The following is a 25,159-nucleotide window of genomic DNA, read 5'->3' on the forward strand; positions in this document are numbered from 1 at the left end:
CTTCAGAAGCAACATTTATAGAGGAAGGGAAAAAGTTTGATAAGAATTTGACGAAAAACCATTGATTTTTGCATGAGTTCGTGACATAATATCAATGATTGTTCTAATACTTTTATGGGAAGGTTAGTCGATTTAGAATTTTGATGAGAAAATACACTAAGAAAAGCGAGGTTAAGTAAAATGTCAAAAGTTGATTTAAGTAAGTATGGTATTACTGGGACTACAGAAGTTGTTTACAATCCTTCTTATGAAGCCTTATATGAAGAAGAAATGAAAACGGATTTAGAAGGATTTGAAAAGGGACAGGAAAGCGAACTTGGAGCTGTGAACGTAATGACAGGTGTTTACACAGGACGTTCTCCTAAAGATAAATTTATCGTTGTTGATGAGAACTCAAAAGACACAGTATGGTGGACTACAGATGAATACAAAAATGACAACCATCCAGCAACACAGGAAGCCTGGGAGGCTGTTAAAAAAATTGCTATTGAAGAACTTTCTAACAAGAAGCTTTTTGTAGTAGATGCATTCTGTGGAGCAAACAAGGATACAAGAATGGCAGTACGTTTCATTGTAGAAGTTGCCTGGCAGGCACATTTTGTTGAAAACATGTTTATTAAACCAACTGCTGAGGAATTAGAAAACTTCGAGCCGGACTTTATCGTATACAATGCTTCTAAAGCAAAAGTTGAAAACTTCAAAGAATTAGGACTAAACTCCGAAACAGCTGTATTATTTAATATTTCCAGCCGTGAACAGGTTATTGTTAATACATGGTATGGTGGAGAAATGAAAAAAGGCATGTTCTCCATGATGAACTACTACTTGCCATTAAAAGGAATTGCTTCTATGCACTGTTCCGCAAACACAGATATGAACGGCGAAAATACAGCAATCTTCTTCGGTCTTTCCGGAACAGGAAAAACAACTTTATCAACAGATCCAAAACGTCTTCTTATCGGTGATGACGAACATGGATGGGATGACAACGGCGTATTCAACTTTGAAGGCGGATGCTACGCAAAAGTTATCGATCTTGACAAAGATTCTGAACCAGACATCTACAATGCCATCAGACGTAACGCTTTATTAGAAAATGTTACAATCGCTGAAGATGGCAAGATTGATTTCACAGATAAGAGTGTAACAGAAAATACCCGTGTATCTTATCCAATCGATCACATTGAAAATATTGTTCGCCCAATTTCCTCTGCTCCTGCAGCTAAGAACGTAATCTTCTTATCCGCAGATGCATTTGGTGTGCTTCCTCCAGTATCCATCTTGACTCCAGAACAGACAAAATATTACTTCTTATCTGGATTCACAGCGAAACTTGCTGGTACGGAACGTGGAATTACAGAACCTACCCCTACCTTCTCCGCATGTTTTGGACAGGCCTTCTTAGAGTTGCATCCTACAAAATATGCAGAAGAATTAGTTAAGAGAATGGAACAAAGCGGTGCTAAAGCTTACTTAGTAAATACAGGCTGGAATGGAACAGGAAAACGTATCTCTATTAAAGATACTCGTGGTATCATTGATGCAATCCTTGATGGTTCTATTGCAAAAGCTCCTACAAAACAAATCCCATTCTTCAACTTCGAAGTTCCAACTGAACTTCCAGGTGTAGATACGAACATTCTTGATCCTCGTGATACATACGCGGATGCTTCTGAATGGGAAACAAAAGCTAAGGATCTTGCACAGCGTTTTACTAAGAATTTCGCTAAATACGAAGGAAACGAAGCTGGCAAAGCATTAGTTTCTGCTGGCCCTCAGTTATAATCAGAACAAAAGAGCGTGTAAAATTAATTTAGAAGATTGTTTAAATTTTAAAAATGGCAGAAGCATTAGCTTCTGCCTCAGACTGTAGACAACTAACCTCGCCAAAATGGTGGGATTAGTTGTCTGTTTTTCTAATACCCATAGAACAAAGCCATTCTTTAGGAGGAAAATCATGAAGAAGAAATTATTCGCCTTCTGCCTGACAGCCACAATGCTGCTTGCCACAGCCTGTTCTGGCAAAGACATGCAGACAGCAGGTAAGGAAACATTTTTATCGTCCACGTACATAGCTGCTGAGGCAAATGAAGCAGGAATTGAAAAATGGAGCTTTACAAAAGACGGCCAGCTGACCATGATCAATGAATACGGCTACACAAAAGAACAAAGAGAAGACAGCATGCTAGTTTCACTGGCAAAGCCAGAAGAAAAAAAAGGAATGCCGTCTTTTTCCTGTACCATAAAAAATCTTGATGGAAAATATGTATTTACTCAGGTTCAGAACGGCATGGAGATTCAGCCATCTGCAAGCCAGTTTGAGTTAGAAAGCGGAGACGATGGATTAAGCAGCACAGATCCATTTGAAGGGACTTTTAAAAATGAATCCATGGGAGTAAATTATAAGTTTTTGGCAGATGGTACTATGGATTTGGAAACTGTGGCAGCTTATTCTATTACAGATGGCAGAATTATAATCAGTACATCTAGTGTTTCTGGAGAATACGGAATTAAAATCAGCAAGAACCAAAAAGAAATGACCGTTACTGTAGAAGGAGAAAAAGTTATTTTAAAAAAATCATAGAAAATCTTACTGTGAGAGAAGTGGTTCTTTAGCAGTTTTTTGTTTGGTAACATTTAAAATATTGATTAACAAAAAGAATTTACAGGAGATCGTGCAGACAGATGGTCTAATGAATTTGCAAAATAGCATTGTATCAAATATTAGTAAATGTTATAATAAAGAGAGTACAAAAATATCTCGAGTCAAACTATTTGCACAGGACATATCATAATCGTTCATTTCTTAATCACACAATATTAAATCCTTACAAATAATCTCAAGGCATGCAAATACCTCATTATGCAATGATATAACGAAATAAAAAACAGATAAAATGTATTACCCGAGGAAATCTGAATTGGAGGAATTCGAATGGATAATCAAAAGTATGAACCAATGACTTCACAGCAAGTATGCGAAGAATTTGAACATGCGATAAAAGAGAAGCAGTTTGTTGCCTATTTTCAGCCACAGTACAACCATTCTACGGGCATGATGATTGGGGCAGAGGCTTTGGCTAGGTGGATTCATCCAGAGAGGGGGCTGATATCGCCAGGAATTTTTATTCCAGCAATAGAAGAATCCAAACAGATCGTTGAGCTTGATTTTTATATATTTGAATACACATGTGCATTTATTCAAAAATGTATGCGGGATAACCTGCATATCATACCGATCTCTTCTAACTTCTCAAGATACGATATTTTTCAAGACAGATTTGTCGAGAAGCTGGAGCAGATTAGAAACAGATATGGAGTTCCGTCAAAATATTTACGTGTAGAGTTGACCGAATCCGTTGCAATGGAACGGGAGATAGAAGTAAATGGGATTATTACAAAGCTAAATGAACTTGGTTACCTGGTTGAGATGGACGACTTTGGAAGTGGCTTTTCTTCTTTAAATGTATTAAAAGACATTTCCTTTAATATTATCAAAATTGACATGAAATTTATGTCTAGCATTACCCAGAATAACCGTGCAGGCATTATTTTGAATTCCGTGGTGCGTATGGCACAATGGCTTGGCATGCCTATTATCGCAGAAGGAGTGGAGACGAAAGAACAGGCCAATTTCTTAGGAAGTATTGGATGTGATTACATACAAGGATATTTATATGAAAAACCGCTTCCAGAAGAAATCCTATATGGAATGATACAAGATGGAAAACTCGGCAAGTTCTATTCTGAAAAAGAACTGATTGACCATCTGGATGCCTGTACATTCTGGACGCCAGAATCTTTAGATACCTTGATTTTCAGCAATTATGTAGGTGCGGCAGTGGTATTTGAATATAATGAAGGCAAGGTAAAGATAACTAGAGTCAACAAAAAATATTTAAAAGAACTGAGCATGAATTTATCTGAAAAAGAGGTTATAGAAGGCGATATTTTAGATCAGATGGATGAAGAGGATCGTAAAAAATACATTTCAACTCTGGAATGTGCTATCAAATCACAAGATGAGGAAGAATGCGAGACCTGGCGTAACATAAAATCAGCTTGCTGTGGAGATGACCGTTTGTTTATCCGAAGCAGCATCCGCATGATTGGTAAATGTAAAAAGAATTATTTATTTTATGCAATGGTTCGGAATATTACAGCGGAAGCAACTCGCATGAGTTCTTTGCTTAAAACGGAAAGGCAGTTTAAAGTTGTCAGTGAACACGCCAATATCTATTATTGGGAATATACCATAGCAACCAAGGAAATGCGCCCATGCTTCCGGTGCATACGAGATCTAGGTTTTCCCCCACTGGTAGCGAATTATCCAGAACCAGTGTTTGAATGGGGAGTATTTCCAAGTGATTATGCAGACATGTACCGTGACTGGCATAAACAGATTGCCAATGGGGTGAAATCTCTAGAGGCGATAATCCCCTTAACAGCAGATCGTGTGCCATTTTTTGTGCGTTATACTACGGAATTTGATGAAACAGGAAATCCGATTAAAGCATACGGTTCAGCAACTATGGTTGTGTAACCGTACAAAAAGGGATGAATAGTTAAATGAAAGAAAAATTAAATGAAGTCTGGAGGACGGTATGGTGCATTTATGGAATTATGCTTGTACTAACTTTGATACTTCTGATTATTGCAAATAGAAAATATAAAATGGAAAGTCCAGTGGAACAGCAATACAAGGAAACCTTTTCTTTTATGGATGGCTGGGTAGATGAAAGAGGAAATCGGGCAAATTTGGAAAATCTGTATCAAAAGGGAAGAAGAAAAGAAAAGAAAGAATATTCCGTATATCATCGTATTCCTAATCAGATAAAAGAGGGATATACATTAAATATAACTGCTAAAAATATTTTATATCATTTTTATGTAGATGATGTATTGCTAGAGGATGTATATAGTCCCAAAACTCAGGAAGTGGAGAATTCTTTTGGAAGGAAATACAGTATAATTCCCATAGAAAAGTACATGGGAGGAAAGACCTTAGAAATGAGGTTTGAACTTGTTTATGCTGGTAAAAGTGCTACTTTTTTAGATATGTCTCTTGGCCTGCCACAAGGCTATTGGCTTCATTTTGCAAAAGAAAAGACGCTATCTGTTTTAACATGCATGCTGTTTCTTTTTGTCAGTGTGCTGCTTATCATAGTAGATATCCCCATTAATATCATGAATAAAAAAAATCATGAATTGCTTGCACTTGGCCTGCTTTCTTTGGCTGTGGGACTGTGGGGACTTATGTCAACACATGTTGTGGAGCTTTTTTCAGGAGATGGAAGGACAACGCAAATAGCAGAGAGCTTATTTTTAAGCTTGATTGTCTTGCCATTATTCTTTTACATCCGTTATTCCATGGGATTTATACATTACAAAGAATTGAAAGTCTATACCCTGCTTTCTTTTACAGAATTTTTAAGTGTCTGGATTCTTGAGATAACAGATGTCGCAGATGTGCAGAAAACATTAATATGTACCCATATAATGCTGGCACTAGGTGTACTTATATTAATTTCATTAGTCTTTCGTAAAAATAACACCTATCAGGAAAGAAAAGGTTCGGATTTTTATCATGTATTTCGTTGTCTGGGACTTATTTCGCTACTGGCAGGAACGGTAATAGATATTTTTCGGTATTATCTAAGTAATGTTGCGGATGATACCATTTATGTGAGGCTTGGACTGCTTCTGTTTATTATATGTTTTGGAGTGGCGAGTCTGGAAAAGATCATTCATGCAGTAAGAATAGGAGCAAAAGCGGAATTTATAAGCCAGCTTGCATATCAAGATGGCTTGACCAATCTCTCAAACCGGACTGCATTTAAAGAACGGATGGATTCTATTCAGTTAGATCAGGAAAATGCGGCAATTCTTATGTTTGATGTTAATAATTTGAAAGTAGTAAATGATACGCTGGGTCACCAGTACGGTGATGAAATGCTTGTGAAAAGTTCCAGGATTATCTTAAACGCTTTTGAGGAAATTGGAGGAGAGTGTTATCGTATCGGAGGAGATGAGTTTGTTGTTATTCTTGCAAAGGAAGATTTATATGAGACATTAACTTCTGGTTTAAAACGCTTTAAGGATAATGTCAAACAGTATAATGCCAAAGAGCAGTTAAAATATCAAATCCGCATTGCTTATGGCTATGCTACATCTTTAGAAGAACCATGTACCATGAAACAGATGTATGAAACGGCGGACCGCAGAATGTATGAATGTAAAAAACGGATGAAAGCGTCTATGCCAGAGGATAATATAATTCATCGCTGAAAAAAATCCAGCCGGAATTCTGGCTGGATTTTTTGGGTTAGAATATAAATTTTCCATTTATATATTTATGGATTATCTTAATTTCATCAGTTAAATACATAGCACGTTCCATTCGTTCTTCTAAATTCATTTTACGGGGTGAGCGGATGTGGCTATCATCAAGGATAACTGCATCAAAAGCATATCCTTTTAAAAATGTGCCAGCTTTTCCGAAGAAACTTCCTCCTCCCAGTGTGGCAAGATAAAATACTTCAGAAAAAGCAAGTGGCTTTTTTGACTGATCAACAAGGCGGTAATAAATTTTAGAAGCCTGTATTGCCATTGCCATGGATTTTAGCAGATTTAAGGAAGAACCAGCCGCTATGTCCGAACCAAGTCCTACGTGCATGTCCTCTTCTAAATATTTTCTAACTGGTGCAATTCCAGAGGCAAGATTAATATTGGATTCAGGACAGTGGGCTATATATACACCACTTCGTTTCATCAGTTCTATTTCCTCCTTATTACTATAAACACAATGTGCCATGATAGTAGGAACTTCGTTTCCAAATAAACCGAACTGGCGGTAGGCATCCCCGTAGCAGCTTGAAGAGGGAACCAGCTCTTTTACAAATGCAATTTCATTTATATTTTCGGACAAATGAGACTGTACTGGCAGATGATACCGTTTTTCCAGTTTCTTGATTTTCCTCATCAGTTCGTCGGAACAGGATGGAATAAAGCGTGGTGTCAGAATTGGTTTTGTGTTGGAATAAGCTTGCAAGGAGTGTAAAATCCATTTTTCTGTATCAGCATAAGAAGTATCGGAATCTTTTTCCTGTAGGGCAGGTGTTCCATTGCGATCCATATTCACCTTTCCTACATAAGTATGTAAACCGCTTTTTTCCAGAAGGTCCATTAAAAGCAGCGTTGCTTCTGTATGGAGTGTTGCAAATATGCAGGCTCTTGTAGTGGTGCTATTTCTCAGATCGGAAACAAAAATCTCATAGGCTTTTTTTGCGTAAGCAAGATCCTCAAATCTGCTTTCTTCTGGAAATGTATTGGCATTCAGCCAGTCCAATAATTCTAAATCCATGCCAAGTCCGCGAAAAGCATATTGTGGTCCATGAACATGAAGATCTGTCATGCCAGGAATAATTAATTTTATCACTTCCTTTGTTGTAAAAGGCAAATTATAAGAGGAATATAGCAAATTGAGGAAAAAAACTATAATAAATAACAATTTTTTCTTCCGATCGGCATACGGTGTTCAATTCTGTTCACTTTTATGATGAAAACATTTCACATTTTCACTTTACATTTTCTTTAAAGAGATTATAATAATATTTAGATGAAAAATAGTAATGTTAAAAATGAATCTAATTCATAAAGGAGAGATAAATCGTGAGTAGTAAAAGCTTAGAAATCAGGTGGCATGGAAGAGGCGGCCAGGGAGCAAAAACAGCAGCTCTTTTATTAGCAGATGTAGCATTCAAAACGGGTGCATATGTACAGGGATTTCCTGAATATGGTCCAGAACGTATGGGAGCACCAATTACAGCTTACAATCGGATTAGCAGAGACGAAATTCGCGTACACTCCAATATTTATACACCAGACTTAGTTGTTGTAGTGGATGAAACTTTATTGCATACAGTAGACGTAACAGCGGGATTAAAAAAGGAAGGTGCAGTTATTGTAAATACTCCAAAGAGTGCAGACGAGATTCTTCCGTTGTTAAATGGATATAAGGGGCGTGTATTTACCGTAGATGCAAGAAAAATTTCAATAAGTGCTCTTGGAAAATACTTCCCGAACTCTCCAATGCTGGCTGCAGCAGTTGCAGTAAGCGAAGTAATGGAGAAGGACGATTTCATTACAGAAATGCGTGCTAGTTACCAGCATAAATTTGCTAAGAAACCAGAAGTAATTGATGGAAACATGAAAGCACTGGCTATGACATTTGAAGCTTTAGAGCCAGCTATGGAGGTTGAAAAATCAGCTTAATATGTTTGATAGAATTAAAAAATAAATGGTAAGAGAGAGAGACTATGAGAACAGACGTACATAAAATTAATGAACACACTTCACATCAGGATTTAACAGAAGGTCTTATGATGTTTGCAGGAGGAACTGCAAAAGAGTTCTGCACAGGCGAGTGGAGAACCAATACACCAGTATTTCACGAAGATTTATGTAAGCAGTGCTTGCTTTGTGCTCCTGTCTGTCCGGACGGAAGCATTCCAGTAAAAGATTCCAGACGGCTGGATTTTGACTATGATCACTGTAAAGGCTGTGGCATATGTGCCAAGGTCTGCCCTTTTCAGGCGATTGAAATGAAGGAGGGCAGATAATCATGGCAAAAAAAGAACGTATGTCAGGAAATGAAGCTGTTTCCTATGCAATTAAACAGGTAAATCCCGATGTTATGCCAGCATTTCCTATTACTCCATCAACTGAGATTCCACAGATAGTATCCACGTATATTGCTAATGGTGAGATGGACACCGAATTTATTCCAGTAGAAAGTGAACATTCTTCTATGAGTGCAACGATTGGAGCGCAAGCTGCCGGAGCAAGAAGCCTGACAGCTACAAGTTCGGCTGGGCTTGCCCTTATGTGGGAAGAACTTCTTCTTGCTGCAAGCAATCGTATGCCATGTGCATTGGCATTGGTAAACCGTACCTTATCTGGACCTATCAATATCAACTGTGACCATTCTGACGGTATGGGAGCAAGAGATACTGGATGGATTCAGATTTATGCAGAAAGCAATCAGGAAGTATACGATAATTTTATTCAGGCATATCCGATTGCAGAAGATCCTAGGGTTCATTTGCCTATTATGATCTGCCAGGATGGTTTTATTACCAGTCATGCTGTAATGAATATTGAATTGTTGGAAGATAAAGACGTTAAAGATTTTGTTGGCGAATACCAGCCAGAAGAATTTTTGTTAAATCCAGGAAAACCAGTTGCTGTTGGTCCTTATTCCGTATCGAATTATGCAATGGAAGCCAAAAAGAATCAGGAAATTGCATTAAAGAATTCTAAAGAAGTCATTTTAGAAGTGGCCAGAAAATTTGAAGCCCTTTCTGGAAGAAGTTATGGATTATTTGAAGAATATAGAACAGAAGATGCGGATTACATTATGCTGATTATGGGATCGGCAGCAGGAACTGCTAAGCAGGCGGTAGATGATCTGCGTGCAAGGGGCATGAGGGCAGGTGTCATTAAACTTAGGGTATTTCGTCCTTTCCCAGCTGACGAACTGGCCCATGCACTGAGAAACTGTAAGGCAGTTGCAATTATGGATCGTACCGAAAGCTATAATGGAAACGGTGGACCACTTGGAAGTGAAGTAACTGCAGGATTATACCGCAATCGGGTGATGATAACTGCAGTAAATTATATTTACGGATTAGCAGGAAGAGATTTTACCGTAGAAGATGTATATAGCATTCTGGAAGAACTAGAGGATGCTGAATTAAATGGAAAAGTGGTAGAGCAGTATCAGTATGTTGGACTTAGAAAGTAAATTGCAACGATATTATCGCAGGATTGGAGATTACATATGAGCAACTATAGTTTAAAAGAGGTTATGAATAAACCAGAACGATTGTCACCTGGACATCGTATGTGTGCTGGATGTGGTGCAACAATTGGTGTGCGTGCCGTACTTCGTGCACTTCATGAAGGAGATCAGGCTGTGATTGGTAATGCAACAGGCTGTCTTGAAGTTTCTTCCTTTATGTATCCTTATACTGCCTGGGAAGACAGTTATATTCACAACGCATTTGAAAATGCAGGAGCTACTTTAAGTGGTGTGGAAACTGCTTATCGGGCTTTGAAAAAACGTGGCAGAATTCCTAAGGATGTTACGTATAAATTTATTACATTCGGTGGTGACGGTGGCACTTATGATATTGGTTTTCAGTCTTTATCCGGTGCAATGGAGCGTGGCCATGACATGGTTTATGTCTGCTATGACAATGGTGCTTACATGAATACAGGCATTCAGCGGTCTTCTGCAACACCAATGTATGCCGATACCACTACAACACCAGTTGGGAAGCAGTCCAATGGCAAAATGCAGAACCGTAAAGATCTTGCAAGTATCATTGCAGACCATGATGTGCCTTATGTGGCACAGACAACATTTACAAGCAACTTTAAAGACTTGCATGAAAAAGCAGAAAAAGCCATTTATACAGAAGGTGCCTGCTTTTTGAATATTATGACTCCATGTCCTAGAGGATGGAGATATGAAACTTCTGAAATTATGAAGATTTGTAAATTGGCAGTAGAAACTTGCTACTGGCCAATGTTTGAAGTAGATCATGGAAAATGGCATCTGACCTATGAGCCAAAGAAGAAACTTCCTATTGAAGATTTCTTGAAAGAACAGGGACGTTTCAAACATCTGTTTAAGAAGGGAAATGAGGATCTGCTTGTTCAGTTCCAGGCAGAAGTTGACCACCGTTGGGAAGATCTGCAGTATAAATGTGCAAGATAGCAAAATTAAGCTGTGTACTATTAGGTTAGTATACAGCTTTTATTGATTTTAACGGAACAAAAGGATATAATTTCGATGTGGGACGAAATATAATATAAATAAGGAAAGGATTCGATTGCATGACGTTACTTACCTATCAGGTTTTTAAAACGGTTGCTGAGATTGGAAGCTTTCACAAAGCAGCAGATATCCTTGGTTTGACACCATCTGCAATTAGCCATGCGATATCCTCCATGGAAAGTGAATTGGGATTCTCTGTTGTGACAAGAAGCAAGGCAGGCATTACCCTGACCAATTATGGGGAGCATCTTTTGCCATATGTCAATGCAGTATTAAATAGTGATGAAAGTTTAAAGCAAGTAATAGATGAAATGAATGGTTTGAAGACAGGAAAGGTGAAAATTGGTGTATTTTCCAGTGTATGCACCAGCTGGCTTCCAGACATTCTCAAGTCATTTCGTGAATTATACGAAGGCATTCATATAGAAGTTTTTCAGGGAACCTATGATGATGTAGCTTACTGGATAAAAAATGGTGTTGTGGATCTTGGCTTTTTATCGGTATCCAGTGCAAAAGATATTCCCATTCAGCCTTTATACTGTGATCCTCTTATCTGCGTTCTGCCAAAAGGCATGAAAAATTCTGGGAATCCAGATTTTGTGGATATTGAAGAAATGCGTGCCCATCAGTTCGTAACACAAAGGGAATGTACTGATGCAGATATTCAGAATTTCCTAAAGGAGAATAAACTTAGAATTCAGTCCAATTATCATGTGGTAGATGATTTATCTACAATACGTTTAGTAGAAAAAGGGTTTGGAATCTGTCTTATGCCAGAACTGGTTATGCAGGATATTCCTTATGAGGTTGACACATATCCGATTCAGCCAGCTGCCTGCCGAATTATCGGAATAGCCGCCATGAATCCTGATTTCATGGCTCCAGCAGTTCGAAGCATGTATAACTATATTTTAGAAAATTATAAAAATGTAAAATAAAATTTATATTAAGACATAATCTTAAGAAAACTCCTTATTAGTTGCAGTTTAAAACTGAGAGGAGTTTTTTGCAATTCATAACATTTACATGGAGGAAATAAAATGGAAATCGTTGTAGCAATGGACTCATTTAAAGGGAGTTTATCATCGGTAGAAGCTGGGAATGTAATTGCAAAAGGAATTGCCCGCATAGAACCAGATGTTCATGTTTGCGTACGTCCTCTTGCCGATGGAGGAGAAGGAACGGTGGAAGCCTTAGTGGAAGGAATGAAAGGCAAATTGGAAAAAGTAATGGTTACAGGACCACTTGGTGCAAAGGTGGAAGCACAATATGGTATTTTGGAAGCCCAGAAGACAGCAATAGTGGAAATGTCCAGTGCCGCAGGGATTACCCTGATTACATCCGAGGAAAGAAATCCTCTTCATACTACTACATTTGGTGTGGGAGAAATTATAAAAGATGCCATTCAAAAAGAATGCCGAAAATTTATTGTAGGAATAGGAGGAAGTGCGACCAATGATTGCGGAATTGGAATGTTACAAGCTTTAGGTTATGAATTTTTAGATATTGATGGAAAACAAGTCGCCTATGGTGCAAAAGGAATCCGTGATATCGTTTCCATTGGATGTGCTCATGTTCTTCCAGAATTAAAAGAATGCCATTTTGAAGTAGCATGCGATGTGACCAATCCTTTATGTGGACCACAAGGATGTAGTGCAGTCTATGGACCACAGAAGGGTGCTGACAAGAAAATGATTAAGGATATGGATCAGTGGCTTGACAGGTTTGCAAATCTGGTAAAAGAGACATTTTCAAAGGCTGATGCCAATGCACCAGGTACAGGAGCAGCTGGCGGTTTGGGATTTGCATTTCTGACATTTACAGATGCCATCCTGGAATCTGGAATTAAGATTGTTTTGAGAGAAACAGAACTAGAGGATTATGTTAAGAAGGCTGATATCGTAATTACTGGTGAAGGACGTATGGATGGACAGACAGCTATGGGGAAAGCTCCAGTTGGTGTTGCGAAACTGGCTAAGAAATATGACAAAACGGTTCTTGCATTTGCGGGGGGTGTAACGAAAGAAGCTGTGGAGTGCAATCACGAAGGAATTGATGCGTTTTTTCCAATTGTCCGAAGGGCTGTTACTTTAGAAGAAGCCATGGATCACCACAATACCTGTAACAATCTGATGGATACGGTTGAACAAGTATTCCGTTTGATAAAGTGTTATAGAAAGCAGTAAAATGAGAGGTATGAAAGGTTAGTGTCAAAATGTAAATCAGAAAAATAGCAGAAAATTCAAAAGGAAGCTATGTGGATTATGACTACTTTTGGATTTTCTATGAAAATAGTTGAAATTACAATTAGATAATGTTAAAGTTAAGTCAAGTAGTAATAGCTTTGTAAATGTTATTTATTTTGCATACAATGTCTGGTACTAGTTGCTTGTGCTATGGCATTTACACCAATGCTAAAAATAATGAATAAGGAGCTGAACCAATGATAATAAATAGGAATCCCAATATTAAAGTATATCAGCTGAATGCTTTTGCTGAATGCATTATTGCCAGCCATAAAGATTACAGGGACTGGCATTATAATAGTTACATCCAGTTAATTGGATGGTGTGAAGATATTAGCCGGGATCCCGCAGATAAATGTATATTAGATTATTTAACAGGAAATATATTTGGTTATATTCCTTTGCTGCATTATGAAAACTATTCTCTTAGATTAGTATCTTCTCCTAAAGAAGCCATTCTCCCTATGATTCAGGATAATTTTGAAAAAGATTCTGTATGGTATCTGTTTTTAGACCAGTTTTATACCCAAGAAGAACTTGCATATCAGAAAAGCCATTACGTGCATGACATTTTATTACATAAAGATAACGGTTCCAATTTTGAATACGTTCAGTTTGACAATGGTTTCTATAGTAAGCATAAAGTGGGTACAGAGGCATTTCTGGAAGGTTTAACAAGTAATGATGCAAACTGCCTTTACAAAATCAAATTAAATAATGAATATTCTTATCAATTCAGTCTAGAAACGCTAATAGAAATGCTGAAAGATTATACATATGCAAGAGATAGCAGAGACAAGCTGTCTCTGTATTTTGACAGTAGTGTTTTTCACAGTGAACAAGTATTTGATCATAGAATTGCTCGTGTCCATTATTTCGGAATAGAAAATTATGAAATGCTTAGTGGCCATATGAATGGCTGCATGAAGCGAAGGGAAATCCCTGACTGGATGCTTTTTAATGTTATGTATGAACACAAGAATCATATGATGGGGACTATATTGTATTGTGTGGAAAAAGGCATTCTGGATGAAGAGCATGCTTCGCCTTTGATGGAACGGTATGGGGAAATAGCGGACCGGTTATACCGAGTCGTTTATCGGGTACTTCAAAGAGACTTTGCAAGCAGAGAGCAGAATTTTATGCATGTAATAAAGGAATACGAAGAAATAGGAAAAATGGAAAAACCTATCTTAGAAGAATTAATCGGATATTTGGAAGATAATTAACATAGACAAAATAAAATGCAAAAGGTGATAAAATGAATCAAAACATCGTATGGATAACTCGCACTTCACTATGTGCTGCTTTATTGATTATAGCACAGATAGCTTCCGTGTCATTTGGAAGCACACTGCTCACAGGAACTATTGTTAATCTGGTATTAATCGTATCGGTGATGGTTTATGGCTTGTCTACTGGCTTAACCGTTGCTTTCATATCGCCTGTTTTGGCAAAAATATTTGGAATCGGTCCCATGTGGATACTGATTCCATTTATCATGTCAGGTAATCTGGTGATAATTCTTGTCTGGCATTTTGTGTGCAGGAAGTGGAAGGGAGGATTCGGTTACATACAGGCTTGCGTCGGTGGAGCAGCAGCAAAATTTTTGGTTATGTATCTTGGAATTGTAAAAGTGGCAATCCCTTTGCTTTTAAGACTTCCCAAAAGCAAAGCAATGGCTTTGTCGGCTGTTTTTTTCTTACCTCAGCTTATAACAGCACTTGCTGGAGGTCTCTTTGCAGTAATTATTGTTCCAGTTATAAAAAATGTTACAAAACAATAGAAAATTACTGTGGCACAATATGGTAGATAGGTGTATATAAGTCGTGGAAACTGCTGGTTTGTCTGGCTTCAAATGTATATCTGCCATTTCCAAAGCTTGACTTTTGCATATAAAGAGGGTATATTTACTTTAGTGGATAAAAGTATTGAAGTTTTAAATTTACATAGTAAATATAACAGATAAAGGGGTACGAAAATAATGCCAATTACAGAATTACTTGAAATGAATTGTAAATTGTATGGTGACGATATTTGTCTGGTTGAAATTAATCCAGAGGTAAAAGAAGTCAGGAGAGTTACCTGGAAGGAATATGAGTTAATGGAGCCGAACCCAACGACTCATTACCGACGTGAAATTACCTGGAATGTATTTAATGAAAAAGCCAATCGATTTGCCAATCTATTATTGAGCCGTGGTGTCGAAAAAGGGGATAAAGTAGGAATTTTGCTAATGAACTGCTTGGAATGGCTCCCAATCTACTTTGGCATTTTGAAAACTGGTGCTTTGGCAGTGCCTTTGAATTTCCGTTATACACCAGAGGAGATTGAGTATTGTGTAAATCTTGCTGAGGTAGATGTTTTAGTGTTTGGGCCTGAATTTATTGGCCGTGTAGAAGAAATCGCAGACAGCATAAGCAGAAACCGTCTGTTATTTTATGTAGGTGATGGATGTCCAAGTTTTGCTGAGGACTATACAAGCCTGACTGCTAACAGTTCCAGCCAGCGTCCTAATATAACGGTTACCGATAAAGATAATGCTGCTATCTATTTTTCATCAGGTACAACAGGATTTCCAAAAGCTATTTTACATAATCATGAAAGTTTGCTGCATTCCTGCCGAGTTGAACAGAACCATCATGGACAGACAAAAGATGATGTCTTTCTGTGTATTCCTCCTCTTTACCATACAGGGGCGAAGATGCACTGGTTCGGAAGCTTATTATCAGGCAGTAAAGCCGTTTTGCTAAAAGGTACGAAACCGGAATTTATTTTAGATACAGTTTCGAAAGAGAAATGTACCATTGTATGGCTTTTAGTTCCTTGGGCACAGGATATTTTAGAAGCGATTGACAGTGGCAGATTGAAATTAGAGGACTATGATCTGGATCAATGGAGACTGATGCATATTGGTGCACAGCCTGTACCACCAAGCTTAATTGTTCATTGGAAAAAATATTTCCCAGATCATCAGTATGATACCAATTATGGGCTAAGTGAATCTATTGGACCAGGATGCGTACATCTTGGAGTGGAAAATATACATAAGGTTGGAGCAATTGGAAAGCCTGGTTTTGGCTGGGAAGTAAAGATTGTAGATGAAAACCGTAATGCAGTTGCAAAAGGAGAAATCGGAGAGCTTGCTGTAAAAGGTCCTGGTGTTATGACCTGTTATTATAATGATCCAAAGGCTACTGATGAAGTGTTAGCAGATGGCTGGCTCTTTACAGGGGATATGGCACAGGAAGATGAAGATGGATTTATTTTCTTAGTGGATCGCAAAAAGGACGTTATTATTAGTGGAGGTGAAAACCTGTACCCGGTTCAGATAGAAGATTTCCTTCGTACCAACGAGAGCATTCATGATGTTGCAGTAATTGGTCTGCCAGATAAGCGCCTTGGTGAAATCTGTGCTGCTATTATTGAACTAAAACCTGGCTGTACAGTTACAGAAGAAGATATTAATGAATTCTGTATGAAAATGCCTCGTTATAAGAGACCACATAAGGTTATTTTTGCAGATATTCCTCGTAATCCTACTGGAAAGATTGAAAAACCAAAGCTTAGAAAGAGGTACTGTGGCGGAAGTTTAGTAGAAGCTCAGAATAAAGGCTGATTCCTTTTGGATATTGCAAAGGCCAGATCCTTGTATTATAATGATGTAAGCGGAAAAAAGGAGGCATGTCCATGCGAAGAATGGAATTTAAGATGGAACGCCAAGGGCTTATTGAGATAGGACAGGAAGTTAAGATTCGAGAAGGTAAGCTGCCAACGCTGTATTATTACGTCATCGAGCCTGCTGTGGCTATGTCTGGCAATTTTGCTTTTGGTGAACGTTTAAAATCTCGTACTGGTAAGATAATTGATATCAAAGAAACCGAAAAAGGGTTTTATGTAGAAGCTGAATTTGATGAATAACAAAAACAGATCGGATTGTATTTTCTGATCTGTTTTTGCTTTATGGAAATTCCTTTATGCTATTTTCTTAATCATGTGTTTTTCGATTGACATATTTAGTTTTGTATTTTGAATATACAATTGTCTGGTCTGCATACAATCCGTAATAACCGGACATAAGATAACTTACGCTGATGGCAATTAGGAAGAATGGAACTCCCTCAAAGCCAAATAACTCAAAGCTGATAAACATAGAAGTTATTGGACAGTTAGTTACACCACAGAATACAGCGATCATGCCAGTAGAAGCACAAAGCGAAGGAGAGATTCCCATTATAGTACCAAATATACAGCCAAAAGATGCACCGATAAAGAAGGATGGTACAATTTCGCCACCTTTAAAACCAGCCTCTAATGTTAGAGTGGTGAAAACCATTTTCCAGAAGAATGCCAGAGGTTCTACTTGCATCTGGTGAATGCTTTTTTCGATTACAGGAATACCAGCACCTAAGTAATCTGCTGTACCTAAGAGCTTTGTAAGGATTAAAATCAAGCAGCTGGAAAAGAGAATTCGAAAATAAGGATTTTTTATGTATTTTCGAAATAAGTCTCCGGTTCCATGTAACATCATGCAAAATACCACACTAAGCAAAGCACAAATCATGGCAAGAAGGATAACTTTAAAACATGGTATGATGTGCAGGGCAGGTATATGCAGTATCTCAAAACTTTCCGTATCAATACCCATCCGGGCAGAGAACATGGAAGCGATAATAGATGAAAATATACAGGGCATTAGAGCAGCGTAATACATAACGCCAACACTTACAACTTCCAAAGAGAAGATGGCTGCTGCCATAGGAGTGCCAAATACAGCAGAAAATGCTGCACTCATACCACACATAACGATAACACGGGTATCAGGTTCGTCTAATTTAAGCCACCGGCCTAATTGATTGCCAATGCTTCCTCCAAGCTGAAGAGCAGCACCCTCTCGGCCAGCAGAACCGCCAAATAAGTGTGTTGTAACGGTAGAGATGAATATCAGAGGAGCCATTTTAAAAGGAATTTCTGATTCCGCATGAATTGTGGAAAGAACCAGATTTGTTCCTTTGTCATTTTTATAACGAAATAATGCATATAGAAGGACAATGAAGCATCCTGCTAAAGGTAATAAATAAATAATATTCGGATGTTCTAGGCGGTAATCCGTAACAGCTTTCATGCTAAAAGCAAAAGCAGAACTGATAACACCGACTACGATGCCAACAATACTTGAGATAAACATCCATTTTGCAAATAGAGCCAGATTGGAAGTAATACGATGATAGTAATACTCCAGTTTCTCTTGCATTTCTTTTTTCACTTGTAATCACTCCATATATTTATTGGTTTATGTTTGTATTTTTATGCTATGACTATTATACCAGTTATGTCAACTAAAGGTTAAGAAAAATTATATCATTTTCATAAGAAAACTGTAAACACTATTATATGAAGAGGAATATAGTATTATTGTAGAGCAAAGGAGTTTATTTTATGTATGTAGAAATTTCAATTGGCTTCCTGGTTCTCAGTGTCTTTATTGTAATAGAGTATGCAGTTAAAAAACTTTGTTTCCTGTATAAGTTATCATGCGGGAACAAGAAAAAATATGAAAATAACCGTTTAAAAATTGCCTGTCAGGAAACAAAACAGTAATGTATCAAGCTGTAAATGTGAAAATTTACAGCTTGATACAAAAAAAACAGCATTTAAGACATGAAAGCGATAAAGCACTTGAATTTAATGAGAAATTGTTGTAATATAGTATCAAGCACTAAGACAAGTGCTTATGGAGCAATTTTACATAAGGATTCATTCCCCCAAATTGAATTTTATGTAAAAGCCCTTTTTTCTTACTAATATTTTAATATCCTTTTTCCCTACTAGAGTTCTAGTAGGGATTTTTAATGTCTGGATTTCCGGCAGCCTAATAGATTTCGGTTGACTAGTATAGTATAATACATATGGTAAAGAAACAGGATTTAAAGTCTGATTGGAGTAAATACGTAAGAAAGAAGGAATTAGGGTTGGAACTTTATAGAAAAGACAAGCTGAGCATTCGGATGGCTGAAACAGAGGATGCAGAACGGTTATTGGAAATCTACGGTCCTTATGTTACAGACACGGTCATTACATTTGAGTATACTGTGCCATCGAAAGAAGAATTTCAAGGAAGAATACAGAATATAAGTGAGAAATATCCGTATTTAGTAGCTGAGCTTGATGGAAAAATCGTTGGATATGCATATGCAACCCCATATAAAAGCCGTGCAGCTTATCAATGGAGTGTGGAAACCTCAATTTACATTGATAAAGAGTATCACCGGATTGGAGCAGGAACTGCACTGTATACAGAATTGTTTAAACTTTTGGAAAAGCAGAAAATACGCAATTTATATGCCTGTGTCACATTGCCAAATGAAAAAAGTCAAAAGCTTCATGAAAAGTTTGGATTTGAGCTTATTGGAAGATTTCATAGATCTGGTTACAAATTAAACGACTGGCATGATATTGGCTGGTTTGAAAAAAAGTTAGAATTTGAAAGTGATGTACCAGAAGTGGTACGGAATATAAAAGAGGTATTATAAAGAAAAACGTGGGAAGTGGATCTTCTCACGTTTTTTATAGGAATTTTATAATAATTCTTTTAAATGTCTGCTTTTTTTCTTATTCCGGTAAATAAGGCAATTCTAAATACAACAAGCAAGCAGGTAACTGCAAAACACATCCAGAAAATAAATGCAGCCTTGGAAAATTTCTTAAAGAAATCATAGTAGCCTCTTAGATAGACCGCTACAATTAACGCAGGTACGAAAAATGCTAAATATCCTTGAAATGCTTTAGACAAGGTAATTCCTTTTCCGTTATTGGCTTCTTTTAAAAAGTTTTCAAAACCCCATCCGTTTTTCTTGACACAGAATAATACAATAATCAGGCTTCCTAATGGAAGAATATTGTAGGAAACCAGGAAGTCTTCTAAGTCCATAATAGCAGAATTGGTGCCAATTGGATGAAATCCGCTTAATACATTAAATCCTAAAATGGCAGGCATGGAAAGGATGCTGATGGCAATGCAGTTTAACCATACAGAACGCTTTCTGCTCATGTTTCCAAGTTCCATAGTCATGGATACAATATTTTCAAATACGGCAATAATAGTGGACAGTGCAGCAAAAGACATAAATACAAAGAATAGTGTTCCCCATATGCGTCCTTGTTCCATTTTGTTAAATACATTTGGTAATGTAATGAATAATAAAGATGGGCCGGAATCTGGCTGAACACCGAAGGCAAAACATGCTGGGATAATAATAAGTCCAGCAGTTAAAGCAACGAAGGTATCCAGAATCACGATGCTTAGGGATTCATTGGCAAGTTTACGGTCTCTGGATAAATAGCTTCCGAAAATCTCCATAGAGCCAATGCCAACGCTAATAGTAAAGAAGGCATGAGTCATTGCTGCGAATACTACATTTCCAATCCCTTTGGCTTTCAATTTTGTAAAATCTGGAACCAGATAAAAACGGATTCCTTTGGAAGCACCAGATAAATGCAAAGAGTTTGCAGCTAATACAACCATTAGGCCAATTAATAAAACCATCATAATTTTTGTAATTTTTTCTACTCCGTTTTGTACCCCTAATGCACAGACGGAAAAGGAAAGAATGATTGCGATGATTGTAAATAGAGTCATAATAGCAGGGGAGTTTGTAAAACTTCCAAAGTGGGCTCCTACCTCATCGGGTGACAAATCTTTTAATTTTCCTGTTGCCATAACGTAGGCGTAATATAGCATCCATCCACCTACCATCGTATAAAACATCATTAACAAGTAATTACCAGGAACAGAGAGCCATTTGAAATGATGCCACTTGGTTCCTTCTGGTTCTAGGGTGTTATACGCTGTTGCAAGACTTCGTTTGCTTCCTCGGCCTACCGCAAATTCACATATTAATACAGGAAGGCCTAATAAGACTAAGCATGCGAGATAAATCAATATAAAGGCGGCCCCTCCGTTTTCGCCACATATGTACGGGAACTTCCATACATTTCCAAGACCTATAGCGCAGCCTGCTGATACTAGGATAAAACCTAGACGTGAACTGAATTTTTCTCTTTCCATTTTACTACCTCTCATAATTTTTATATCTAATAGTATAAAACATAGCATGGTAATTTTCCACAAGAAAACAAAGAAAAAGCGAGTAAATTCGACTTGTTCTACTTTTCTGAAAGTGCTTTTTCTGATAGAATAAGTGCTGGGCAGTAATTTGGAATTAAGGAGGAAAAAATGCGAACGAATCGTACTATGGACATGACCAGAGGAAATATCCTGCAGCATATCTTGATTTTCACAATTCCTTTGTTTATTGGTGTTATATTTCAACAGCTCTATAATATTATGGATATGGTAATAGCAGGATATCTTTTAGAGGATAAAGCATTAGCTGCCATTGGAGCAACAAGCACTCTTTATAGTCTGGTAATTGGATTTTCCAATGGCATGAACAACGGTTTTGGTATTATATGGGCTAGAAGATTTGGAGCTAAGGATGAAGACGGGCTTCGAGATGCCATTGGAGCAGCATTGATTTTAAATGGTTTCTTGATCTTTGGGATGACTTCTCTTTCTGTATTAGGATTAAAAGTGTTTTTACGTTTTATGTGTGTACCACAAAGCATATTTGAGCGCTCTTACGAATACATAATGGTAATTCTTTTGGGAATTGGCGTAACGCTTTTATATAACATGGAAGGTGGAATTTTGAGGGCAGTAGGAAATAGCCGAGTTCCCTTATATTTTGTAATTGTAACATCTATATTAAATATATTCTTTAATCTGGTTCTTGTAATCTGTTTTCATATGGATGTAGCTGGATTAGCACTAGGAACTGTAATTGCCCAAGGCATTTCTGTATTGGGCTGTTTCTTTTATATAACAAAGAATTATCCAGAATTGAAATTATCCAAAAAGAATTTTGTGCTGAATAAGAACCTCTTAGGAGAATTATTTACAACAGGACTATCTATGGGACTTATGTCATCCATTTTTTCGATTGGTTCTGTAATTTTGCAAAGTGGAATTAATAAATTGGGGCTGGTTTATGTAACTGCCCATACAGCTGCAAGAAGAATTATAGAAATATTTATGCAGCCATTTGCTGCTCTGGCTACAGCTGCAGCTACATTTGTAAGTCAGAACTTTGGAGCAGGAGAGGGCAAGCGTATTGTAGATGGCATCAAAACTACATGCAAGGTTTCTTTTTGCTGGGCAGTATTTTCCTTTGTTATACTTTATGTATTTGGAGAAGATATCGTATTCCTGCTAACACATACCAAGAATAAAGAAGTGATAGATAATGCAATTATGAATATTCATATTAATATTAACTTTTTCATTTTTCTTGGCATATTAGTTGTTCTTCGTTCTTCCCTGCAAGGTTTTGGAAGGAAAATAGTGCCGCTTATAGCAAGCAGTATTGAACTTGGCATGAAGATTTTTTCGAAATTCTTTATAGTGCCACGTTTTGGTTATGTTGGTGCAAGTTATACGGAACCGTCTACCTGGCTGGTCTGTATGGTATTTTTGCTTCTTGTGGCTTTGGTACTTGGAAAACAGTTTAATACATTTCTTGAAACGAAATAGAAAAGCAAGAAACACGTCTTAAATTTCAGAACGGATTTAAAGTCGTGTTTTTTCTTATGAAAAAACCAATAATATGGTAAAGAAGTATTTCTTAACTAATTACAGGGAAAAAATTAGTTGGTAGGAAACACCATTGCTATGTCGTTCTATAATTTATATAATGATCTAGTAACAGGCTAAAAATTGTAATACGAAAGGATTATTTGAAATGAGAGACAAAATTTTTGGTGTTTTACAGCGTGTAGGAAGATCCTTCATGTTGCCAATTGCTATTTTACCTGTCGCAGGTCTGTTTTTAGGAATCGGTGGTTCTTTTACAAATCAGACAATGATAGAAGCATATGGTTTAACAAAAATACTGGGAGAAGGAACTTTATTGTATAATTTCCTTTTAATCCTGAATGCATGTGGCAATATTGTCTTTGCTAACCTTCCTATCCTATTTGCGATGGGTGTGGCAATTGGAATGGCAAAGAAAGAAAAAGAAGTTGCCGCATTATCAGCCGCAATTGCTTATTTTATCATGCATGCCGCTATTTCTGTCATGATTGATATCCGAAATCTTGCTGATACTCTTCCAAGCGGTTCTATTGCAGATACCGTTGGCATATCATCTTTGCAAATGGGTGTATTTGGCGGTATTATTGTAGGATTAGGTGTTGCTGCGTTACACAACCGATTCTACAAAATTGCCCTTCCACAAGTGGTTTCTTTCTTCGGAGGTTCACGATTTATACCTATAATCTCCTCAATTGTTTATTTATTTGTAGGAATTCTTATGTCCTTTATCTGGCCAGCCATCCAAAACGGCATTTATGCAGTTGGTGATCTGGTATTACGTTCAGGATATGCAGGTACATGGGTTTATGGATTTATGGAACGAGCTTTAATTCCTTTTGGTCTGCATCATGTATTTTATTTGCCATTCTGGCAGACAGCAGTAGGTGGAACAGCAGTAGTTGGTGGCCAGCTTATAGAAGGTGCACAAAACATTTTCTTTGCAGAATTAGCAGATGGAACAATACAGAGATTTAGCGTTTCTGCTACAAGATTTATGTCTGGAAAATTTCCGCTTATGATCTTTGGATTACCAGGAGCTGCACTTGCTATGTTTCAGGCAGCTAAACCAGAAAAACGTAAAATTGTGGGAGGTTTAGTACTTTCCGCTGCATTAACTTCTGCACTTACAGGTATTACTGAGCCAATTGAATTTACATTCCTATTTGTAGCTCCATTGTTGTATATTATTCATTGTGTATTTGCTGGTCTGGCATATATGTTCATGCACATTTTTAATGTAGGAGTGGGCATGACCTTTTCAGGTGGATTAATCGATTTAACTTTATTCGGCATTCTGCAAGGAAATGCAAAGACAAACTGGATTTGGGTTGTTATTGTAGGTATTGTTTATTTCTTTGTATATTATGGCTTGTTCTATTTCTTAATTACCAAACTTAATTATAAAACTCCAGGACGTGAGGATGATAATCAAGAGGTCAAACTGTATACAAGAGCAGATGTAAATAGCAGCAAAGAAGAAAAGAAAAAGGGCACCAATATAAATCAGGATGTGATAACTTCTGCCATGATTGTAAAAGGTCTTGGGGGTGCTGAAAATATTTCAGATGTAGACTGTTGTGCTACAAGACTTCGCTGTACTGTAATTGACGATAAGAAAGTTGATCAGGAACTATTAAAACAGTCTGGTGCAGCTGGTGTTATATGCAAGGGAAAAGGAGTACAAGTTATATACGGACCTAAGGTATCCGTTATTAAGTCCAATTTAGAGGATTACTTAGACAATCCAGTACAAGTAGATATAGAATCCGATGCTGCTAACAATAACGAAACCTCAGATACAGCTAATAGTTCAGAAACAATTGTTTTAGGCTGTCCAATCAAAGGAAATGTTAAAAGTGTAACGGAAGCACCAGATGCCGCATTTTCAGAAAAAATGATGGGGGATGGAATTGTTATTTTTCCAACGGATTCCGTGGTATATGCACCAATGGATTGTGAAATTTCTTTTGTATTTCCATCTAAGCATGCGATTGGCTTAGTTACAGAAACAGGTCTAGAAGCATTAATTCACGTAGGCCTTGACACAGTGAAGCTAGAAGGCCAAGGCTTTCATGTATTTGTGAAAGATGGGGATAAAGTAAAACGTGGTGATAAGCTTATGGAATTTGATTTAGAATATATTCGTGAGCATGCTGCAGATACTGCAACACCATTTATAATTACTAATTTAGCAGATAATCAATCGCTCTCTATTTTGAAAATAGGAGAGGTAGACGTAGATACTGATATTATAGAAGTTAAATAATAGTGTTTACTTATTAAAAAAGCTTGTTGCTATTGTCCCTTGGAGTTATGGTCTGACTTCCAAGGGGCAAAATAGACACCGTTTTTTGCAGTTATATATTTTATCTTGTTTGCTGCGCATTCTAATATTTCTATTGCATCATCTTTGCAGAA

General features: G+C 37.3%; 21 protein-coding genes. 18 read left to right on the forward strand and 3 right to left on the reverse strand.

Features of this window, described 5'->3' with window-relative positions; all coding sequences use genetic code 11:
• Positions 1-180: 180 nt before the first annotated feature.
• From pckA to BMY85_RS08000, 4 genes are all read left to right on the forward strand, one after another.
• Positions 181-1,785 carry a phosphoenolpyruvate carboxykinase (ATP) gene (pckA, locus tag BMY85_RS07985; RefSeq protein WP_092477752.1) on the forward strand — a complete coding sequence of 535 codons (1,605 nt, stop codon included), beginning with the start codon at positions 181-183 and terminating at the stop codon, positions 1,783-1,785.
• A gap of 172 nt (positions 1,786-1,957) precedes the next feature.
• A complete protein-coding gene (locus tag BMY85_RS07990) occupies positions 1,958-2,584 on the forward strand; it encodes a hypothetical protein (protein WP_092477753.1) in 627 nt (208 codons plus the stop codon).
• Between the two features lie 351 nt (positions 2,585-2,935).
• Positions 2,936-4,543, forward strand: coding sequence for an EAL domain-containing protein (locus tag BMY85_RS07995; RefSeq protein WP_092477754.1), 1,608 nt, complete (start codon positions 2,936-2,938; stop codon positions 4,541-4,543).
• Between the two features lie 26 nt (positions 4,544-4,569).
• Positions 4,570-6,288, forward strand: coding sequence for a GGDEF domain-containing protein (locus tag BMY85_RS08000; protein WP_092477755.1), 1,719 nt, complete (start codon positions 4,570-4,572; stop codon positions 6,286-6,288).
• 37 nt (positions 6,289-6,325) lie between these two features.
• Here the strand turns inward: BMY85_RS08000 and BMY85_RS08005 are convergent, their stop codons facing one another.
• The gene (locus BMY85_RS08005) at positions 6,326-7,414 is read right to left on the reverse strand and encodes an amidohydrolase family protein (protein ID WP_177180703.1); all 1,089 of its coding nucleotides are present in this window, start codon (positions 7,412-7,414) and stop codon (positions 6,326-6,328) included.
• 257 nt (positions 7,415-7,671) lie between these two features.
• Here BMY85_RS08005 and BMY85_RS08010 point away from each other — a divergent pair, with 257 nt between their 5' ends.
• The 10 genes from BMY85_RS08010 to BMY85_RS08055 all read left to right on the forward strand — a co-directional run bounded on the left by BMY85_RS08010 (position 7,672) and on the right by BMY85_RS08055 (position 17,010).
• Positions 7,672-8,274: a 2-oxoacid:acceptor oxidoreductase family protein gene (locus tag BMY85_RS08010; RefSeq protein ID WP_092477757.1), complete on the forward strand. Its 603-nt coding sequence runs from the start codon at positions 7,672-7,674 to the stop codon at positions 8,272-8,274.
• 44 nt (positions 8,275-8,318) lie between these two features.
• The gene (locus BMY85_RS08015; protein WP_092477758.1) at positions 8,319-8,621 is read left to right on the forward strand and encodes a 4Fe-4S binding protein; all 303 of its coding nucleotides are present in this window, start codon (positions 8,319-8,321) and stop codon (positions 8,619-8,621) included.
• A 2-nt stretch (positions 8,622-8,623) separates the two neighbouring features.
• Entirely contained in the window at positions 8,624-9,805 is a 1,182-nt protein-coding gene (gene porA / locus BMY85_RS08020; RefSeq protein WP_092477759.1) for a pyruvate ferredoxin oxidoreductase, read from the forward strand.
• A 36-nt stretch (positions 9,806-9,841) separates the two neighbouring features.
• A complete protein-coding gene (locus BMY85_RS08025; RefSeq protein ID WP_092477760.1) occupies positions 9,842-10,783 on the forward strand; it encodes a thiamine pyrophosphate-dependent enzyme in 942 nt (313 codons plus the stop codon).
• A 119-nt stretch (positions 10,784-10,902) separates the two neighbouring features.
• Positions 10,903-11,781 (forward strand): LysR family transcriptional regulator, encoded by an 879-nt coding sequence (locus BMY85_RS08030; protein ID WP_092477761.1) that lies wholly within the window; start codon positions 10,903-10,905, stop codon positions 11,779-11,781.
• A gap of 102 nt (positions 11,782-11,883) precedes the next feature.
• Complete coding sequence (locus BMY85_RS08035; protein WP_092477762.1) at positions 11,884-13,029, forward strand: glycerate kinase family protein; 1,146 nt, start codon at positions 11,884-11,886, stop codon at positions 13,027-13,029.
• 257 nt (positions 13,030-13,286) lie between these two features.
• Positions 13,287-14,318 (forward strand): hypothetical protein, encoded by a 1,032-nt coding sequence (locus BMY85_RS08040; RefSeq protein WP_092477763.1) that lies wholly within the window; start codon positions 13,287-13,289, stop codon positions 14,316-14,318.
• Between the two features lie 32 nt (positions 14,319-14,350).
• On the forward strand, positions 14,351-14,875 hold the full coding sequence (locus BMY85_RS08045; RefSeq protein WP_092477764.1) for an ECF transporter S component: 525 nt from the start codon (positions 14,351-14,353) through the stop codon (positions 14,873-14,875).
• A gap of 198 nt (positions 14,876-15,073) precedes the next feature.
• A complete protein-coding gene (locus BMY85_RS08050) occupies positions 15,074-16,708 on the forward strand; it encodes a class I adenylate-forming enzyme family protein (RefSeq protein ID WP_092477765.1) in 1,635 nt (544 codons plus the stop codon).
• Between the two features lie 71 nt (positions 16,709-16,779).
• Positions 16,780-17,010, forward strand: coding sequence for a hypothetical protein (locus BMY85_RS08055; RefSeq protein ID WP_177180696.1), 231 nt, complete (start codon positions 16,780-16,782; stop codon positions 17,008-17,010).
• 67 nt (positions 17,011-17,077) lie between these two features.
• Here the strand turns inward: BMY85_RS08055 and BMY85_RS08060 are convergent, their stop codons facing one another.
• Positions 17,078-18,355 (reverse strand): chloride channel protein, encoded by a 1,278-nt coding sequence (locus tag BMY85_RS08060; RefSeq protein WP_242939701.1) that lies wholly within the window; start codon positions 18,353-18,355, stop codon positions 17,078-17,080.
• A gap of 173 nt (positions 18,356-18,528) precedes the next feature.
• On the opposite strand from BMY85_RS08060, the gene BMY85_RS15590 reads away from it, so the two are divergent.
• Entirely contained in the window at positions 18,529-18,690 is a 162-nt protein-coding gene (locus BMY85_RS15590) for a hypothetical protein (protein ID WP_177180697.1), read from the forward strand.
• Positions 18,691-19,061: 371 nt separating this feature from the next.
• Entirely contained in the window at positions 19,062-19,622 is a 561-nt protein-coding gene (locus BMY85_RS08065; RefSeq protein WP_242939702.1) for a GNAT family N-acetyltransferase, read from the forward strand.
• 59 nt (positions 19,623-19,681) lie between these two features.
• Here BMY85_RS08065 and BMY85_RS08070 read toward each other — a convergent pair whose 3' ends face one another.
• Positions 19,682-21,157, reverse strand: a complete 1,476-nt coding sequence (locus BMY85_RS08070) for a sodium-dependent transporter (protein WP_092477766.1) — start codon at positions 21,155-21,157, stop codon at positions 19,682-19,684.
• A gap of 168 nt (positions 21,158-21,325) precedes the next feature.
• Between BMY85_RS08070 and BMY85_RS08075 the strand changes: the two genes are divergently transcribed.
• Together BMY85_RS08075 and BMY85_RS08080 are read left to right on the forward strand one after the other, a co-directional pair.
• Complete coding sequence (locus tag BMY85_RS08075) at positions 21,326-22,681, forward strand: MATE family efflux transporter (RefSeq protein ID WP_092477767.1); 1,356 nt, start codon at positions 21,326-21,328, stop codon at positions 22,679-22,681.
• Between the two features lie 208 nt (positions 22,682-22,889).
• Positions 22,890-25,007, forward strand: a complete 2,118-nt coding sequence (locus BMY85_RS08080) for a PTS transporter subunit IIABC (RefSeq protein ID WP_092477768.1) — start codon at positions 22,890-22,892, stop codon at positions 25,005-25,007.
• The last annotated feature ends 152 nt before the right edge of the window (positions 25,008-25,159 follow it).

The organism is [Clostridium] polysaccharolyticum (genome assembly GCF_900111595.1).
Taxonomy (GTDB): domain Bacteria; phylum Bacillota; class Clostridia; order Lachnospirales; family Lachnospiraceae; genus Clostridium_AI; species Clostridium_AI polysaccharolyticum.

What these genes read in the sequence shown, in the direction of transcription:
- BMY85_RS08005 (WP_177180703.1), bottom strand. Translation starts at nt 7,414, where the DNA reads ATGACAGATCTTCATGTTCATGGACCACAATATGCTTTTCGCGGACTT.
- BMY85_RS08035 (WP_092477762.1), top strand. Translation starts at nt 11,884, where the DNA reads ATGGAAATCGTTGTAGCAATGGACTCATTTAAAGGGAGTTTATCATCG.
- BMY85_RS08050 (WP_092477765.1), top strand. Translation starts at nt 15,074, where the DNA reads ATGCCAATTACAGAATTACTTGAAATGAATTGTAAATTGTATGGTGAC.
- porA (WP_092477759.1), top strand. Translation starts at nt 8,624, where the DNA reads ATGGCAAAAAAAGAACGTATGTCAGGAAATGAAGCTGTTTCCTATGCA.
- BMY85_RS15590 (WP_177180697.1), top strand. Translation starts at nt 18,529, where the DNA reads ATGTATGTAGAAATTTCAATTGGCTTCCTGGTTCTCAGTGTCTTTATT.
- BMY85_RS08080 (WP_092477768.1), top strand. Translation starts at nt 22,890, where the DNA reads ATGAGAGACAAAATTTTTGGTGTTTTACAGCGTGTAGGAAGATCCTTC.
- BMY85_RS08015 (WP_092477758.1), top strand. Translation starts at nt 8,319, where the DNA reads ATGAGAACAGACGTACATAAAATTAATGAACACACTTCACATCAGGAT.
- BMY85_RS08055 (WP_177180696.1), top strand. Translation starts at nt 16,780, where the DNA reads ATGCGAAGAATGGAATTTAAGATGGAACGCCAAGGGCTTATTGAGATA.
- BMY85_RS08075 (WP_092477767.1), top strand. Translation starts at nt 21,326, where the DNA reads ATGCGAACGAATCGTACTATGGACATGACCAGAGGAAATATCCTGCAG.
- BMY85_RS08045 (WP_092477764.1), top strand. Translation starts at nt 14,351, where the DNA reads ATGAATCAAAACATCGTATGGATAACTCGCACTTCACTATGTGCTGCT.
- BMY85_RS08070 (WP_092477766.1), bottom strand. Translation starts at nt 21,157, where the DNA reads ATGGAAAGAGAAAAATTCAGTTCACGTCTAGGTTTTATCCTAGTATCA.
- BMY85_RS08025 (WP_092477760.1), top strand. Translation starts at nt 9,842, where the DNA reads ATGAGCAACTATAGTTTAAAAGAGGTTATGAATAAACCAGAACGATTG.
- pckA (WP_092477752.1), top strand. Translation starts at nt 181, where the DNA reads ATGTCAAAAGTTGATTTAAGTAAGTATGGTATTACTGGGACTACAGAA.
- BMY85_RS07995 (WP_092477754.1), top strand. Translation starts at nt 2,936, where the DNA reads ATGGATAATCAAAAGTATGAACCAATGACTTCACAGCAAGTATGCGAA.
- BMY85_RS07990 (WP_092477753.1), top strand. Translation starts at nt 1,958, where the DNA reads ATGAAGAAGAAATTATTCGCCTTCTGCCTGACAGCCACAATGCTGCTT.
- BMY85_RS08030 (WP_092477761.1), top strand. Translation starts at nt 10,903, where the DNA reads ATGACGTTACTTACCTATCAGGTTTTTAAAACGGTTGCTGAGATTGGA.
- BMY85_RS08040 (WP_092477763.1), top strand. Translation starts at nt 13,287, where the DNA reads ATGATAATAAATAGGAATCCCAATATTAAAGTATATCAGCTGAATGCT.
- BMY85_RS08000 (WP_092477755.1), top strand. Translation starts at nt 4,570, where the DNA reads ATGAAAGAAAAATTAAATGAAGTCTGGAGGACGGTATGGTGCATTTAT.